This window comes from Luteimonas terricola, assembly GCF_004352845.1.
Classification (GTDB): Bacteria; Pseudomonadota; Gammaproteobacteria; order Xanthomonadales; family Xanthomonadaceae; genus Luteimonas; species Luteimonas terricola.
In genome coordinates, this window is record NZ_SJRX01000016.1 from 1 (window position 1) to 15,446 (window position 15,446).

The following is a 15,446-nucleotide window of genomic DNA, read 5'->3' on the forward strand; positions in this document are numbered from 1 at the left end:
TTCGGGCGCAGGGCGCGAGATCCGGCGTGCGGCCCCTGCTGAATTACGGTGGTCTGACACCGAGGCGTTATCGGGCGCGCACGTCGGGCTCTCGGCGCCTACGGTAGGGGAAACTCAAGACATAAGGTGTTAGGCGCTCACATGACTCTGTCTCTAGCCATAGTTCTTATCGCACTATCTGGCCCTGTAAGCGGCGCAGACATTGCGGAGCGAGTGCAGCCAGATCTCGACACGTTCGTGTTCTGCGTACTCGACAAGTCGGTTGAGCAACTTCAATCGGCCAGCGAGTCTGCGGCAGTTGCCGAGCTGGCCGCAGAGAGATGCTCGGCTGAGTTGGAGGCTCTGGAAGAGGTGGTTGCGGCGCAGTACCGTGAAGTGAACATGGGCGTTTGGCCGGCTGGCTTGGCCGAGCAGACAGCTCGAGAGAATCGCGACGAGTACCGAAGACTCGCCGTCGAGGCTGCGATAAGGATCGTCGACGAGCGGCGTGGCTCTCCATAGCGCGCCTAACAATTCATTCAAGCCGATGCCGCTTCGCGGCACGGCTTAATTCTGGTGTTAGGCCGCATATGACACGTTATGGCTAATCTGATCGTTACACGCGCCATAGCTGCGAGAGCTCGTATCAAACGAGATCACTTGGGCAAAGCTCGGGCGACCGACGCGCCGCTTGGCAATTGGTACGTTACGTTCCTGCCAATGGCAGAGCGGAACGCCTTTGTGTATATGAGTAGTCGCACTCAGCTGAGCTTCCTCATGCTGGAGGGAGAGCGTCTCACGCCCGAAAAGCTGTTCATAAGCCTGGTTCGGGGCATTTCCCTAGTGCTTGAGCTCGCTGGTTATCCGGAGCATGTGCGGGAGCGAGTGATGAATGGGTATCGTTCTGTCGCATTTGCGCGAGCGTCTGACCTTTCCAAGCTCGGCGTGCTGACCAACTGCGCACTCGACTATGAGAGCTTCATTGAACAAGATGGTGGCTTGAACCGCTGCAGTCTTGACCGGTTGGTAATCGACATGAATTCCCGGCCCGCCAAGAAGCTAGGATTCAGTACGCCGCTTGAAGAGACCGCAAAGGCACTTGGCGTGCGGCCTAACAAATCATTCAAGCCGATGCCGCTTCGCGGCACGGCTTAATTCTGGTGTTAGGCCCGTGCGGCATGGGTCGGACAAGTGCAGGAGTGAGACAGTGAGACGCTTTGGCGTAACGAACATCTATCTCAAGATCGGCCTCACGCTATTGATACTGGGCGTGGTTCTGGCGGCCGCGCTTTGGTTCACCATGCCGTGGGAACAACCTGGGGGTGGCTTGCTTGGTTGGGCAACGCGAGCAAGCTTCTTGGGCGGCATTGTTCTCTATCTGATAGGTAGGCTGGTGCATGCGTCAAAGCGCAGCTCAAAGGCCTAACGATTCATTCAAGCCGACGCTGCTTCGCAGCGCGGCTTAATTCTGGTGTTAGGCGGCTATGATCAAGTTTCCATGCACATTCTGCGGTAAGGCCACCGATACGACGCGGGATCTCGTTCGTGTTCCGAATATTGATTCCAAGCAGCGTATCGGTCGGACAATCAGTGAATACAAGTGCATGAACTGTGGCGCCTTTCATGCGCTAAGGTTCAGAGCCGTTGGCGTTTTCGCGTACATTACCGCAGCACCGATTCTCGCACTCGCGCTCTTCTCGTATGCTCCAGAGTTGGCGGCAAGGACTGGTGCTTGGCTTGGTCGTGTTGCCTACCGTCCTGTTCCGGTGGCGCCGCCTAACAAGTCATTCAAGCCGATGCCGCTTCGCGGCACGGCTTAATTCTGGTGTTAGGCGCCACAGCATTTCAATCGGAGTCGTGTCCCCCCATGACATGCCTTGAAACGTATGCCTCACTCCGGGTGTTCTCGACTTCGGTACACCCTGACAACATCACGGAAGTGCTGGGGGTCGAGCCGACGCTTGGTCGGGCACTGGATCCAGAATCCAAGTATCGCCCCAGGCGCGAACACCACTATTGGAACTGGGAGAGCCGCGCCGTAGAGCAGTCCACGGATGGGCTAGCCCATATCAATGCAATTGTTCGCGTCCTGAGCGGAAAAGAGGCGGCGCTGGAACAGTTGCGGAGTTCCGGCTGTGACATCGATGTGTGTTGTTACTGGGTTTCGTCGGGGCAAGGAGGGCCATCCCTGGGGTTGCAAACAATGACGGAGCTGGTGCGTCTTGGCCTTCCAATCTGGTGGGATGTCTACTTCGGCAACACGGAAGAGTATGAGGGCGCACCTAGAGGCTAAGGGTGGCGCCTAACAATGCGTTCAAGCCGAAATTGCATCGCTACGCCAACAACATGGCAGAAAGAGCTTGCCATGTTGCCGGCTACGCGCTGCAATTCGGCTTAACTTAGGTGTTAGGCCTTGTTTCCCGCGCTGTCGGGACAGCATCTTCGGGTCGCCTGTTGCATCGGGTTCTTCCGTGACTGTTGGCTCCTCGCACGCGCGGTGAGTGGCATCGGCAGCCACCCGTGTCGCACTTCGGCGTCAGACAGGTGCGGCTTCGGCACAAGTACGATCATTCCGAGTCGGCCTCGTTGTGTTTGGCGGTGCGGGTTCTCGGCCGCGCAAGTTGTAGGCCTCGGCTTCGCTCCTGCGGGCACGGCCAAGCTTGGCAAAGTTGTTGTAGTGTTCGGCTCAGGGGTTGGGCCCAGGTGCCACGCATCGGCGGCCTAACGAGTCATTCAAGCCGATGCCGCTTCGCGGCACGGCTTAATTCTGGTGTTAGGCCGCAAGGAGAGGATCATGCAAGGACCATTTAAGAGCATCGCCGCAGGCGTGGTGTCGGCCATCGCCACCTACTTCGCATCCGTCGTCGCGCTTGGCTACACCAACGCATTCGTGATGCCGTCGTGGGCACCGTTGGCACTTTGGGAGACCGTCGTAGTCTTCGGGATTGGAGCCGCACTTGTGGCGCTGCTTATCCACATCGTCGTGCTTCGCATGTTCCAAGCGGACGCTGCTTGGGCACTCGTATCGTTCCTCGGCGCAGCGCTTCTTGCAATGGGGCTGGCGGGCCAGCTCACTTTCGGTACCAAGACCCTTGTCGCGTGGGCGGTGGGTGCGTTGCTGGCATCGCTGGCATATCGCAAGCTGCGGCCTAACAAATCATTCAAGCCGATGCCGCTTCGCGGCACGGCTTAATTCTGGTGTTAGGCCTTGTTTCCCGCACTGTTGTCGCCGGGTTCCAGGCAATCTGTAGCTCCTCGCTTATCCGCAGCGTTTGCACCTCGCACGCGCGGTGCCGGCATCGGCAGTCAGCCCTGCAGTACCTCGGCTTCGGACAGGCGCGACTCTTCGCAATATTCGACTGGCCGAGTCGGCTTCGGGCGGTGCCCGGTGAGAGTTCTTGGCCGCGCGACTTGATCTTCTAGGCTCCGCTCGCGCCAAGTGCCAAGTCAAGCTCTCCAGCAAGACTTGTTGTACTGTTCGGCTCAGGGGTTGGGCCGTCGCGGGTCGGGCGTAAGTGCCGGGCAGCGGCGGCCTAACAAGTCGTTCAAGCCGAATCCGCTTCGTTACGCAAAACACATGGCAGGTAAAGCTTGCCATGTGTTTCGCTTCACTACGCTGCTCGGCTTAACTCTGGTGTTAGGCCTTGTGTCCCGCACTCCCGGATCAACGTTTTCGGCCACGTAAGCTTCCCGCTCATCTGTCACTGTTGGCACCTCGCACGCGCGGTGAGTGGCATTAGCGTCAGGGTCCGCTGCATCTCGGCTCCGAATAGACGCGACCCTCCGCAAGATTCGACCCGCCGAGTCGGCTTCGGACAGATCCTGGTGAGGCTCTTCGTGCGCGCGAGCTGTAGTTCGTGCTTCGTAGCTCCAGGGCACGGCTCAGCTGCCCCAAGTTGTTGTAGTGTTCCGGTTCGGGGTTGGGCTGCAGGGGCTCGGGCGCAAGTGCCGGGCAGCGGCGGCCTAACGAGTCGTTCAAGCCGACGCCACATCGGGGCGCAAACCACATGGCAGATACAGCTTGCCATGTGCTTCACGCCCCGCTGCAGCGCGGCTTAACTCTGGTGTTAGGCGTCAAAGGGAAGACACATGGACGACCGAGTTCTAAAGCAGAAGACACCTGAAGACTGCGAGGCGTTTGCCCGCAACGCGACCAGGCTCGGTTTCCCAGAGCTTGCGGTTCAGGCCAAGCAGCGCGCCGTTATCCTTCGCGCTGCTGCCTACGGCGCGGCTAATGACGCTGAGCGCGAATGCCTTGAGGCCATCTACGCTTACGAGGAAATTCTCTTCAAAAAGCACGGTAAGCGCATACGCGCGTCACGCACCTGGCAAATGATCAAGAAGCGCGGAATCATCGCTGCTATTGAACAGGCTGTGGACAGGCCAGATGGAACGGCAGGCTTCACCGCACTGCAAGAGGTTGGCTTGGAGAACTTCGCATTTGAGGCTGTAATTCTCCGTCACCAAGATCTGTTCTCACCAAGCGCCGTAGAGCGCTCTCGCGTACGCATGGCGCAGTTTGCCGCCTAACAATGCGTTCAAGCCGACACCGCATCGGGGCGCAAACCACATGGCAGGTAAAGCGTGCCATGTGCTTCACGCCCCGCTGCGGCGCGGCTTAACTTAGGTGTTAGCGCGCAGGGGGAGCCATGTACACGCTTGAAGAAATAGAAAGAACTATTCGTGCAATGGACACCCAGCAGCTCTCAGATCGTTGGGAGCGCGGCTTGTTTAGTGACGAGGCTCGTCCGATCGCAGAGAGTGAACTGCGTCGTCGGGACATAGACCCGGAAGGGCCGATGCCCGCCCCGCCACCCTTGCCGCCAGATCCAGTATCGGACTTTTCGCTACGCGACATGCCTGCTTGGAAACGTCTATTTACTTTCAAGGGCCGGGCATCTCGCCTAAAGTTCTGGCTAGTCGTTCCCGCGAGCTGGCTGTCTTTCATAGCCCTCCGAGTACTCATGGAGGTCCTATTTGATCGTGTCAGTTACCCAATTCTGCTTCTTAGTGTGTTCGGGCCATTGATTCCAATTGCTTGGATTCATTGGGCTACGATCACTCAGCGACTGCATGACAGAAACAAGAGTGGATCGAGGGCGTGGCTTCTTTTCATTCCACTCATAGGTCCGCTATGGGCCTTGATAGAGCTGGGGCTCTTTCCTGGCACGCCGCACCCTAATCGCTATGGACGCACGTAGGGCACTTGCACCATAGCCGGCTTGCGCGCTAACAGTTCATTCAAGCCGACGCCGCAGCGCGGCGCGGCTTAATTCCGGCGTTAGGTTTCACTTGGAGAGTTCATGGCACGTCAACGCGCTGAATTCGCTAAATGGCTCGGCCCTGTCCTGGATGCCCTCAGAGCGCTTGGCGGCTCCGGTAAGCCGCGCGAAGTCTGCGACTACGTCGCAGAACATATGAGCGTTCCTTCAGCGATCTTGGACGCCACGCTGAAGTCTGGACAAACTCGCTTCTATAACCAGGTTCATTGGGCGCGACAGTATCTCGTTTGGGAAGGCCTTCTTGATGGCTCCACGCACGGCGTGTGGACACTGACGAAGTCTGGTTATGAAGCAAAACTCGATGAAACCGCTGCAAGAAAGATTGTTGCTAAATGGGTAAAGATTCATGCCGATGCCCGGAAGTCTGCGGTCTCGCCGGCAGAGTCGAGTGAGGACCCGTCGACTGTTGAGCCAGATGAGGAGGAACACGGGGCTATCCTGCTCGAAATCCTAAAGAAGGTGACTCCAGAAGGATTCGAACGCGTTTGCGCCCGACTGCTTCGCGAATCCGGATTCGAGCGAGTCACGGTTACGGGACGGCCTCGGGACGGCGGAATCGACGGCTTCGGATTGCTCCAACTCAATCCCTTTGTTTCGTTCCGCGTCTTGTTTCAGTGCAAGCGCTACAAAGGGTCCGTATCTCGAGCCGAAGTCGGTGATTTTCGCAATGCGATGATCGGCCGAGCCGACAAAGGCATCATCCTTACCACAGGCTCCTTCAGCTCAGATGCGCGTGCTGAAGCGGAGCGTGAAGGCGCCCCACCCGTCGAGCTCGTTGACGGCGAGAAGCTAGTATCAATGTTTGAGCGGGCTCGGCTTGGCGTCAAAGAGAAAACCGTATTTGAGGTGGATCACGCATTCTTCGCCAACTTCATGGGCAGTGAAACCTAACAATGCGTTCAAGCCGAAACCGCTTCGTTCCGCAAACCACATGGCAGATACAGCTTGCCATGTGGTTCGCTCCACTGCGCGGTTCGGCTTAACTTAGGTGTTAGGCCTCAAACACATATGAGCGCGTACTTGTGGGTAGGACTTGGCGGCTTCATCGGATCAGTGGCCCGTTACGCTGTGAGCGTCGGGTTGGGTGCTGCACCGGCGGATCGCTTTCCGTGGGCCACTTTCGCGGTCAATTGTTTGGGCTGTCTGTTGATCGGCCTGCTCGTAGGCGCTTTGGCCAAGGCTTCCGTCTCGGAGCCGGTTCGCTTGTTCCTGGTCACCGGCATCCTTGGTGGCTTCACGACCTTTTCGGCGTTCGGGCTGGAGTCGCTCACGCTTCTACGCCGCGGAGAAACAAGCCTTGCCCTTCTGTACATTCTGGGCAGCGTCCTCGTGGGCGTCGCGGCGGTCTGGCTCGGACTCCGTTTCACCAGCGGGGCAGAGGCCTAACAATGCGTTCAAGCCGAAGCCGCTTCGTTCCGCAAAGCACATGGCAGATACAGCTTGCCATGTGCTTCGCTCCACTACGCGTCTCGGCTTAACTTGGGTGTTAGGCCGCATGTCGCACGCTCGCCGCACTCGAAAGACCACTTCGGCGCAGAGTCCAGAGCGCAGGATCTCGCCGCTATGGCGTCTGTGCCTGGGTGCGGCTGCGACCGCGACGCTAGCCTTTATCTTTGAGGCGCACCAACTTGTCCAAGCTATTAATGGCTACTACTTCAATAAACCCGCATCATTACTGACCGCCGTGGATATGCTTCTGACGCTGGTTGCGGTGTACCTTCTACTCGTGGCGGCATCCGGTCGCTGGCGGCTGTTTCTGTGAGCCACCAAGGCAGCTTCGGTGCGGCCTAACGATTCATTCAAGCCGATGCCGCTTCGCGGCACGGCTTAATTCTGGTGTTAGGCGCGGATACCCATGGATAACCTCTTCCGAATAGTTTCAGCAGCAGAGTTGGCGCTTGCAACCGCGTCTGGGGTGGTCCCGCGCTGTCCTTCTGACGAGAGGTCCGACTGCGTGCATTTGAACCACCGGAGCGACGTGGAGACAGTCGCAAACTTGTACTTCACGCCATCCGAAGCGCCGGTAGCCCTGGAAGTTCGTCGCGCAGACATAGAGGAAGATCTAGCCTTCGCTCCTCCCACGGAAGAGAAGCCTTTCGGTCAGGTCACACTGGCTCGGCCCAACATCTCGCTGACGTCGGTGGTCGCAGTGCATCCACTTGATGTCGTGCTGTATCAAAGCTCGCCTGCGTTCAAGTTCGCTGCAGGCGCCTAACAATTCATTCAAGCCGACGCCGCTTCGCGGCGCGGCTTAATTCTGGCGTTAGGCCTTGTTTCCCGCACTGTCGTGGCAGCATCTTCGGGTCGCCTGTCGCACCTCGCTCATCTGTCGCGGTGGGCACCTCGCACGCGCGGTGAGGGCATCGGCAGGCACTCGTGGTGCATCTCGGCTTCGGACAGGCGCAGCTTCGGCACAAGTACGATCACCCTGAGTCGGCCTCGTTGTGGTTGTCGGTGCTGGTCCTCGGCCGCGCAAGCTGTAGACCTCGGTTCCGATCTCGCAGGCACGACCAGGCTTCGCCAAGTTGCGGTAATGTGCGGTCCAGGGGTTAGGCTCAGGTGCCACGCATCGGCGGCCTAACGAGTCGTTCAAGCCGATGCCGCTTCGCGGCACGGCTTAACTCTGGTGTTAGGCCTTGTTTCCCGCACTGTCGGGACAGCATCTTCGGGTCGCCTGTTGCATCGGGTTCTTCCGTGACTGTTGGCTCCTCGCACGCGCTGTGAATGGTATCGGCAGCCACCCGTGGAGCACTTCGGCGTCAGACAGGTGCGGCTTCGACACAAGTACGATCATCCCGAGTCGGCCTCGTTGTGGTTGGCGGTGCGGGTTCTCGGCCGCGCGAGTTGTAGGCCTCGGCTTCGCTCCTGCGGGCACGGCCAAGCTTCGCAAAGTTGCTGTAATGTTCGGCTCGGGGTTGGGCCCAGGTGCCACGCATCGGCGGCCTAACGAGTCATTCAAGCCGATGCCGCTTCGCGGCACGGCTTAATTCTGGTGTTAGGCCTTGTTTCCCGCACTGTTGTTGCCGGGTTCCAGGCAATCTGTAGCTCATCGCTTATCCGCAGCGTTTGCACCTCGCACGCGCGGTGCAGGCATCGGCAGTCAGCCCTGCAGCACCTCGGCTTCGGACAGGCGCGACTCTCCGCAAGAGTCGACCGGCCGAGTCGGCTTCGGACAGGGCGCTGTGAGAGTTCCTCGCCGCGCGAGTCGTTGGCTTTGGCTTCGGCTCCGTCAAATGCAAGCCTCAGGCCGTTCGGCCAGACTTGTTGTACTGTTCGGCTCAGGGGTTGGGCTGTCGCAAGGTCGGGCGCAAGCTCGGCGTGCGGCGGCCTAACAAGTCGTTCAAGCCGAAGCCGCTTCGTTACGCAAACCACATGGCAGGTAAAGCTTGCCATGTGTTTCGCTCCACTACGCGTCTCGGCTTAACTCTGGCGTTAGGCTCAATTATGAACGTTTCTCGTCTAATCGACTTAGAAGAGGCCACAAAATACAAAGTCCATCTCGCCAGTTGGAACGGCGAGTCACATCCGCTTGATGTATTCGTTCGCGATAAGGAAGAATGGACCCTCTGGAATTCGTGGCGATCCAGCAAAGACGACTTCAATCGAGATTTCATTTTCTCATTAGTCGAGTTCTATCCAGACCCAGGCACTTGGCTCTTTGGTGGCGTATACAGAGTTCTTTCAAGGGGCAACATCAACAATTCACATAGCTACACCGTAGCACTGACGGAGCAAGGCGAAGATTTAATCGGCAGGCTCAAGGTTCGCTTTTCAAGGTCGGGAAGAGCCAAGGCTATTAGGCTGGAGAATTACGTTAAAGATTTCATCGTTGATGAAGTCTTTAAATCGAGCTACACCGGACAAGTGTTCCCAGGCTACGAGAACGTAACTCTAGATTTTCGCGATCTTGAACACATCATTCTAACCAATAAGCCTGATTGGCGTGGCGCGCTTCTTAATGTCAAAGGCATCTATGTGATCTTCGACAAGTCCAATGGCATGAAGTACGTCGGGTCAGCTTACGGCGTCACGGGCGTCTGGGCTCGTTGGTCTACCTACATCAATACCGGCCACGGATTCAACGATGAATTGACAAAGATCATCGAGAGCCACGGGATTGAATATGCGAGAGAGAACTTCCGGATTAGTCTTCTAGAGTATCGTCCCGCCAGAACGGATGATCAGATCATCATTGAGCGCGAGAACTACTGGAAGATAGCGCTCATGTCGCGGCTGCCCTACGGATATAATAGGAATTGAGCCTAACAATGCGTTCAAGCCGAAACCGCTTCGTTCCACAAAGCACACGGCAGGTACAGCTTGCCATGTGCTTTGCTCCACTACGCGGTTCGGCTTAACTTAGGTGTTAGGCACCAAACCAACCATTCCGAGTGACCATGGCATTTAGTGAGCTAGAGACCAAGCGAGTGGAAAAGGCTGTCGGAAAGTTCGTCGAGGAGCATCGCCCGCCGCCGCACATCCGACATGAATTGGATCTTTCGTATCGCATTAATGGGCAAAGCGTTGAGATCTTTGAGGTTCGTCCGCGGTGGCGTGGCGCTCCTGGCAAGACCATGGAACAGCCGGTCGCGAAGGCTACGATTGTCAGAACTACAAACCTTTGGAAGGTGTTCTGGATGCGAGCGGACCTGAAGTGGCATGCCTATCCACCCACGCCTCAGGTCGGCACAGTTGACCGGTTTCTTTCCTTGGTGGCAGAGGACAAGCATGCCTGCTTCTTCGGCTAGCATTGGTGCCTAACAATGCGTTCAAGCCGACACCGCTTCGTTACGCAAACCATATGGCAGGTCAAGCTTGCCATATGGTTTGCTCCACTACGCGGCGCGGCTTAACTTAGGAGTTAGGCCGCAGGGGGCTTCGCTTCGACATGGACCGTCTCGCTTCGTACATCGCCTCCACGTCGTCCACGCACCTGTGCCGTCAGGTGGCGACATCTCGCGCTGCTGGCGCTCGGCTGCATCGTCGCCTTGACCTTGTCGCCACTCGCTCGCGCATGAGGCAGACCGCTGCACCCGTGTCGCGTTTCGTGGTTGGCATTGGCCAGGCCGAACGCCTCCGGACTTGTTCGCCGCAGCGTGCAGCGCTCGCCATTTCGGGCATTGCTTCGCCTGCTACGCTTCAACTTCGTACCCGGGCTGGCAGCTTCGTCGGCTTCGGGGTGCATTGCTCAGCTCGGCCGTTGCGGCAGCTCGCGTTTGCCCCGTGGCCTAACTGCGCGTTTCAGCGGAAAACACTGTCTAGCGCCAGTGTTTCCGCTGAACTTGGGTGTTAGGCCTTGTTTCCCGCACTATCGTGGCAGCATCTTCGGGCCGCCTGTTGCATCGGGTTCTTCCGTGACTGTTGGCTCCTCGCACGCGCGGTGAATGGTATCGGCAGCCACCCGTGGAGCACCTCGGCGTCAGACAGGTGCGGCTTCGGCACAAGTACGATCATCCCGAGTCGGCCTCTTTGTGGTTGGCGGTGCGGGTTCTCGGCCGCGCGAGTTGTAGGCCTCGGCTCCGCTCCTGCGGGCACGGCCAAGCTTCGCAAAGTTGCTGTAATGTTCGGCTCAGGGGTTGGGCCCAGGTGCCACGCATCGGCGGCCTAACGAGTCATTCAAGCCGATGCCGCTTCGCGGCACGGCTTAATTCTGGTGTTAGGCCCACATGCGCATTCTTCTCGCTCTGTTGTTGGTTGCCGTGTCACCTTCGGTGGTCGCAGCATGCGCTGTGCAGTCATATCTACTGAGCGGATCCGTAGTAGACGCGGAAGGGGCGCCTTTATCTGGAGCGATGGTGGGTGCGGCCTGGGTGAAGTGGGGTGCGCCCCGAGGGCCTGCTATTGCTGTCACAGACTCGGAAGGTCGTTACTCAATCCATATCCATTTTGACACTTGGTCGGGTACGTCGGAGTGGGGTGACGACTGCGATGCCGAGTTGGGTCAGGTGTCCGTTAGCGCCTACACAAGTACCCAGTACGCTCTGCCTGAGACCGTTTCGACAGGAGAGGCGAGGCAAATAGTTGCCCCAGTCCTGAAGGTCTCGCAAGATATCCAAGAGAGCCTCGGGCGGTGATACGGGTGGGGCCTAACAATGTGCTCAAGCCGACACCGCATCGGGGCGCAAACCACATGGCAGATACAGCTTGCCATGTGCTTCACGCCCCGCTGCGGCGCGGCTTAGCTTAGGTGTTAGGCCTTGTTTCCCGCACTGTTGTTGCCGGGTTCCAGGCAATCTGTAGCTCATCGCTTATCCGCAGCGTTTGCACCTTGCACGCGCGGTGCAGGCATCAGCAGTCGGTCCTGCAACTCCTCGGCTTCGGACAGGCGCGACTCTCCGCAAGATTCGAGCGGCCGAGTCAGCTTCGGGCAGGGTGCAGTGAGAGTTCTTGGACGCGCGAGTCGATGGTTCTTGCTTTGGCCCCGGCAAGTGCCAGCCTCAGGCCGCTCGGCCTGACTTGTTGTATTGTTTGGCTCAGGGGTCGGGTTGTCGCAATGTCGTGTGCAAGCGCGGCGTGCGGCGGCCTAACGAATCGTTCAAGCCGAAGCCGCTTCGTTACGCAAACCACATGGCAGGTAAAGCTTGCCATGTGCTTCGCTCCACTACGCGTCTCGGCTTAACTCTGGTGTTAGGCCTTGTTTCCCGCACTGTTGTCGCCGGGCTCCAGGCAATCTGTATCGCCTCGCTTATCCGTAGCATTGGCACCTCGCACGCGCGGTGCAGGCATCGGCAGTCAGCGCTGCAGCACCTCGGCTTCGGACAGGCGCAACTCTTCGCAAAATTCGACCTGCCGGGTCGGCTTCGGACAGTGCGCGGTGAGAGTTCTTGGCCACGCGCATGGTGCGTTTCGGCAGCACCAGACACGGCGCTTGTTGTACTGTTCGCCTCAGGGGTTGGGCTGCCGCACGTCGGGCGCAGGTGCCAGGGAACGGCGGCCTAACGAGTCGTTCAAGCCGATGCCGCTTCGCGGCACGGCTTAACTCTGGTGTTAGGCCTTGTTTCCCGCACTGTTGTTGCCGGGTTTTAGGCAATCTGTAGCGCCTCGCTTATACGCAGCGTTCGCACCTCGCACGCGCGGTGCAGGCATCGGCAGTCAGTCTTGCAGCACTTCGGCTTCGGACAGGCGTGACTCTCAGCAAGATTCAACCGGCCGAGTCGGCTTCGGGCAAGTGCGCAGTGAGAGTTCTTGGCCGCACAGTCGGTGATTCCGGCTTTGGTTCCGGTGAGCGCCAGCCTCGGGCCGTTCGGCCAGACTTGTTGTACTGTTCGGCTCAGGGGTTGGGCTGTCGCGGGTCGGGCGCAAGTGCCTGGCAGCGGCGGCCTAACAAGTCGTTCAAGCCGAAGCCGCTTCGTTCCGCAAACCACATGGCAGGTAAAGCTTGCCATGTGCTTCGCTCCGCTGCGCGTCTCGGCTTAACTCTGGCGTTAGGCCCCATGACCAACTCTGCCGCAGACACAACCAAGATCGAGCGCGCGGTACTACAGTCCGTGCTCAAGACTTTGGATGCAAAGCCGCTTAACCTTGCGAGGAAGAGGCTATTCGGGCTCTGCTTAGTGGCTGCGGTGGCGGCTGGCTTTGCAATTTCGTGGCTCGACCTGGCCTTCTTTAGCCATCCGGTGATTCGTGCTGTTGAGCCGCTGTTCGCTCTTGCGCTGGGAGCGGTCACTACATACGCAGTGCTCAGGGCCGTGTCAAAAGCTCGGTGGTCCTTCTTAGGCCAGTATGTTGATCGTGCAGCAGTTGAGGCTAGGCTGCGTGAGCTCGGGGCCTAACAATGCGTTCAAGCCGAATCCGCTTCATTACGCAAAACACATGGCAGGAAAAGCTTGCCATGTGTTTCGCTCCACTACGCTACTCGGCTTAACTTAGGTGTTAGGCCTTGTTTCCCGCACCGCCGGTGGCAAGGTCCAAGCGGGTTCAAGCATCTCGCTCATCCACGGCTTCTGCACCTCGCACGCGCGGTGAGCGGCGTCGGCGGTCGGCCGTGAAGCATCTCGGCTTCGGACACGTGCGACCCTCCGCAAGATTCGACCGGCCGAGTCGGCTTCGGACGGGAAGCAGCGGGAGTCCTTGGCCGCGCGAGTCGACTTTCCTCCCTCTGCTTGTGCCGGATGCCAGACCAAGCTCTCCGGCAAGACTTGTTGTACTGTTCTGCGCAGGGGTTGGGCTGTCGCAGAGCGGGCACACGTGCCAGGCAGCGGCGGCCTAACAAGTCGTTCAAGCCGAATCCGCTTCGTTACGCAAAACACATGGCAGGTAAAGCTTGCCATGTGTTTCGCTTCACTACGCTGCTCGGCTTAACTCTGGTGTTAGGCCTCAAGGGGGATCTATGGTGCCTTTGAAAGATGTTCTTAAGGCTCGCTTCGGCGATGACTTTCCTGTTGGTTCTGGAAGCATGAAGCGAGACGATCCATTGGTCATTACAGAACAGAGAGACTACGTTTCCGTTGAGTATGGAGTAGCTAAGTTCATGCTGGAAAACATGGGCGTTGAATTCGAGTTCGAACAACAACGGGTACACGACTATGATGGTCGTGTTGTCGACGAGCTTGTGTACGCCGCAAAGGAACTAGGAGAGCCAGACTGGACCCAAACACGACGTTTCTTCTTCGACATTACCACTGGGTTCAACCGTAAGTGACAATGGCGCGCATGCTGCCTAACAAATTTGATAAAGCCGAAGCCGCTTCGCGTCCCGGCCTACGCATATGCATTAGGCCGCTCATGAAATCGATCGCTACCGCTCTAATCCTAACCTTGGCGCTGCTCATCACAGGATGCGGCGAAGTGTATGAAACGATCCCTGATCGACTGATTGGCACATGGGAGCCAGATGACGATTATGGATTTAGAGAAATACTAGTAGAGCGACATCAGATAACTATTTATGGAGATGAGGGCGAGCAAATATGCAAGGCGCGGAATGTAATAGTTCAACATCACCGATTTGATGGTGGAGTAACAATCGAGGTGCGTTGCGACCCCATTTCCGTTCGTGATGCCGCTCTCTATAACTGCAGCCCGGACCGAGAGATCGTGCGTGGTTGGTTGTCGTTCACAGAGGAGAATGCGGAGTTCCAGCACAGTATTGAGGTGAGCGAGAGCATGTTTCTCAACTGCTACGACTCGGGTGGCACCATCGCGATCTACTGGACACGCAAAGAAGGATCATGAGTACGCCTAGCAATTTATTCACGCCGAATCCGCTTCGCGGTTCGCCCTAATTATGGTATTAGTCCTCGATGACAAAAATCTACGCAGCCCTAGCGGAAGACGCACAGCAAGGCTGGGTGTGGTCGAATTTTTCTCCATCGCACCCAAGAGCTGTTGTGAAAATTACCAACGTGCAGAGGGGGCGCTCGGTTCATTGTGAGATCCTCCAAATTGATCAAAATTTCATCAGACGATACAACAAGGCGGGGACATACAAGATCAAATCAGCAAAGGATGCAGTCGTAATGAGCGCTTGGTATCGGCACAAGCTTGGATACTCAACCCAAGAGACGATTCAGGCAATGGCAACCGGAGAAGCCAACGGGTATTGGGGTCGTTTTCGTGCCTGCACCGATCACCCTCAAGTCGTGGTGCGCGTGGCTGCGTGGCTTGGATTCATCAGCGTTTGTCTTGGCGTGTTGGGGACTATTCTTGGCGTAGCTAGTCTTCGCCCAGCGGCCTAACAATGCGCTCAAGTCGACGCCGCATCGGAGCGCAAATCATGTGGCAGGTAAAGCTTGCCACATGATTTGCGCTCCGCCGCGGCGCGGCTTAGCTTAGGAGTTAGGCCTTGTTTCCCGCACTGTCGGGACAGCATCTTCGGGTCGCCTGTTGCATCGGGCTCTTCCGTGACTTTTGGCTCCTCGCACGCGCGGTGAGGGGCATCGGCAGCCACCCGTGGCGGACATCCGCCTCAGACAGGTGCGGCTTCGGCACAAGTACGATCATCCCGAGTCGGCCTCGTTGTGGTTGGCGGTGCGGGTTCTCGGCTGCGCGAGTTGTAGACCTCGGCTCCGCTCCTGCGAGCACGGCCAAGCTTCGCAAAGTTGCTGTAATGTTCGGCTCAGGGGTTGGGCCCAGGTGCCACGCATCGGCGGCCTAACGAGTCATTCAAGCCGATGCCGCTTCGCGGCACGGCTTAATTCTGGTGTTAGGCCTTGTTTCTCGCACTGTCGGGACAGCCTCTTCGGG

The 15,446-nt window shown here is 58.0% G+C and carries 12 protein-coding genes; all 12 read left to right on the top strand.

The window, feature by feature from the left end:
* Positions 1–213: 213 nt before the first annotated feature.
* The gene (locus E2169_RS13925; protein ID WP_132987220.1) at positions 214–501 is read left to right on the top strand and encodes a hypothetical protein; all 288 of its coding nucleotides are present in this window, start codon (positions 214–216) and stop codon (positions 499–501) included.
* Positions 502–579: 78 nt separating this feature from the next.
* The gene (locus tag E2169_RS13930) at positions 580–1,134 is read left to right on the top strand and encodes a DUF6933 domain-containing protein (RefSeq protein WP_132987221.1); all 555 of its coding nucleotides are present in this window, start codon (positions 580–582) and stop codon (positions 1,132–1,134) included.
* 712 nt (positions 1,135–1,846) lie between these two features.
* Positions 1,847–2,272 carry a DUF4279 domain-containing protein gene (locus tag E2169_RS14680; RefSeq protein ID WP_132987222.1) on the top strand — a complete coding sequence of 142 codons (426 nt, stop codon included), beginning with the start codon at positions 1,847–1,849 and terminating at the stop codon, positions 2,270–2,272.
* A 501-nt stretch (positions 2,273–2,773) separates the two neighbouring features.
* Positions 2,774–3,172 (top strand): hypothetical protein, encoded by a 399-nt coding sequence (locus E2169_RS13940; RefSeq protein WP_132987223.1) that lies wholly within the window; start codon positions 2,774–2,776, stop codon positions 3,170–3,172.
* 896 nt (positions 3,173–4,068) lie between these two features.
* A complete protein-coding gene (locus E2169_RS13945) occupies positions 4,069–4,509 on the top strand; it encodes a hypothetical protein (protein ID WP_132987224.1) in 441 nt (146 codons plus the stop codon).
* Positions 4,510–4,835: 326 nt separating this feature from the next.
* Positions 4,836–5,180 (top strand): DUF805 domain-containing protein, encoded by a 345-nt coding sequence (locus E2169_RS14685; protein WP_425480564.1) that lies wholly within the window; start codon positions 4,836–4,838, stop codon positions 5,178–5,180.
* A gap of 102 nt (positions 5,181–5,282) precedes the next feature.
* The gene (locus tag E2169_RS13955) at positions 5,283–6,152 is read left to right on the top strand and encodes a restriction endonuclease (protein ID WP_132987226.1); all 870 of its coding nucleotides are present in this window, start codon (positions 5,283–5,285) and stop codon (positions 6,150–6,152) included.
* Positions 6,153–6,269: 117 nt separating this feature from the next.
* Complete coding sequence (gene crcB / locus E2169_RS13960; RefSeq protein ID WP_132987227.1) at positions 6,270–6,647, top strand: fluoride efflux transporter CrcB; 378 nt, start codon at positions 6,270–6,272, stop codon at positions 6,645–6,647.
* Between the two features lie 1,899 nt (positions 6,648–8,546).
* On the top strand, positions 8,547–9,521 hold the full coding sequence (locus E2169_RS13965; RefSeq protein WP_207918402.1) for a GIY-YIG nuclease family protein: 975 nt from the start codon (positions 8,547–8,549) through the stop codon (positions 9,519–9,521).
* Between the two features lie 137 nt (positions 9,522–9,658).
* Positions 9,659–10,009 carry a DUF3024 domain-containing protein gene (locus tag E2169_RS13970; protein WP_132987228.1) on the top strand — a complete coding sequence of 117 codons (351 nt, stop codon included), beginning with the start codon at positions 9,659–9,661 and terminating at the stop codon, positions 10,007–10,009.
* Between the two features lie 3,584 nt (positions 10,010–13,593).
* On the top strand, positions 13,594–13,902 hold the full coding sequence (locus E2169_RS13975) for a hypothetical protein (protein WP_132987229.1): 309 nt from the start codon (positions 13,594–13,596) through the stop codon (positions 13,900–13,902).
* Between the two features lie 146 nt (positions 13,903–14,048).
* The gene (locus tag E2169_RS13980; protein WP_132987230.1) at positions 14,049–14,435 is read left to right on the top strand and encodes a hypothetical protein; all 387 of its coding nucleotides are present in this window, start codon (positions 14,049–14,051) and stop codon (positions 14,433–14,435) included.
* Positions 14,436–15,446: the final 1,011 nt, after the last annotated feature.

Coding starts and splice junctions, on each gene's coding strand:
- E2169_RS13930 (WP_132987221.1), top strand. CDS start 580: ATGGCTAATCTGATCGTTACACGCGCCATAGCTGCGAGAGCTCGTATC.
- E2169_RS14680 (WP_132987222.1), top strand. CDS start 1,847: ATGACATGCCTTGAAACGTATGCCTCACTCCGGGTGTTCTCGACTTCG.
- E2169_RS13940 (WP_132987223.1), top strand. CDS start 2,774: ATGCAAGGACCATTTAAGAGCATCGCCGCAGGCGTGGTGTCGGCCATC.
- E2169_RS13945 (WP_132987224.1), top strand. CDS start 4,069: ATGGACGACCGAGTTCTAAAGCAGAAGACACCTGAAGACTGCGAGGCG.
- E2169_RS14685 (WP_425480564.1), top strand. CDS start 4,836: ATGCCTGCTTGGAAACGTCTATTTACTTTCAAGGGCCGGGCATCTCGC.
- E2169_RS13955 (WP_132987226.1), top strand. CDS start 5,283: ATGGCACGTCAACGCGCTGAATTCGCTAAATGGCTCGGCCCTGTCCTG.
- crcB (WP_132987227.1), top strand. CDS start 6,270: ATGAGCGCGTACTTGTGGGTAGGACTTGGCGGCTTCATCGGATCAGTG.
- E2169_RS13970 (WP_132987228.1), top strand. CDS start 9,659: ATGGCATTTAGTGAGCTAGAGACCAAGCGAGTGGAAAAGGCTGTCGGA.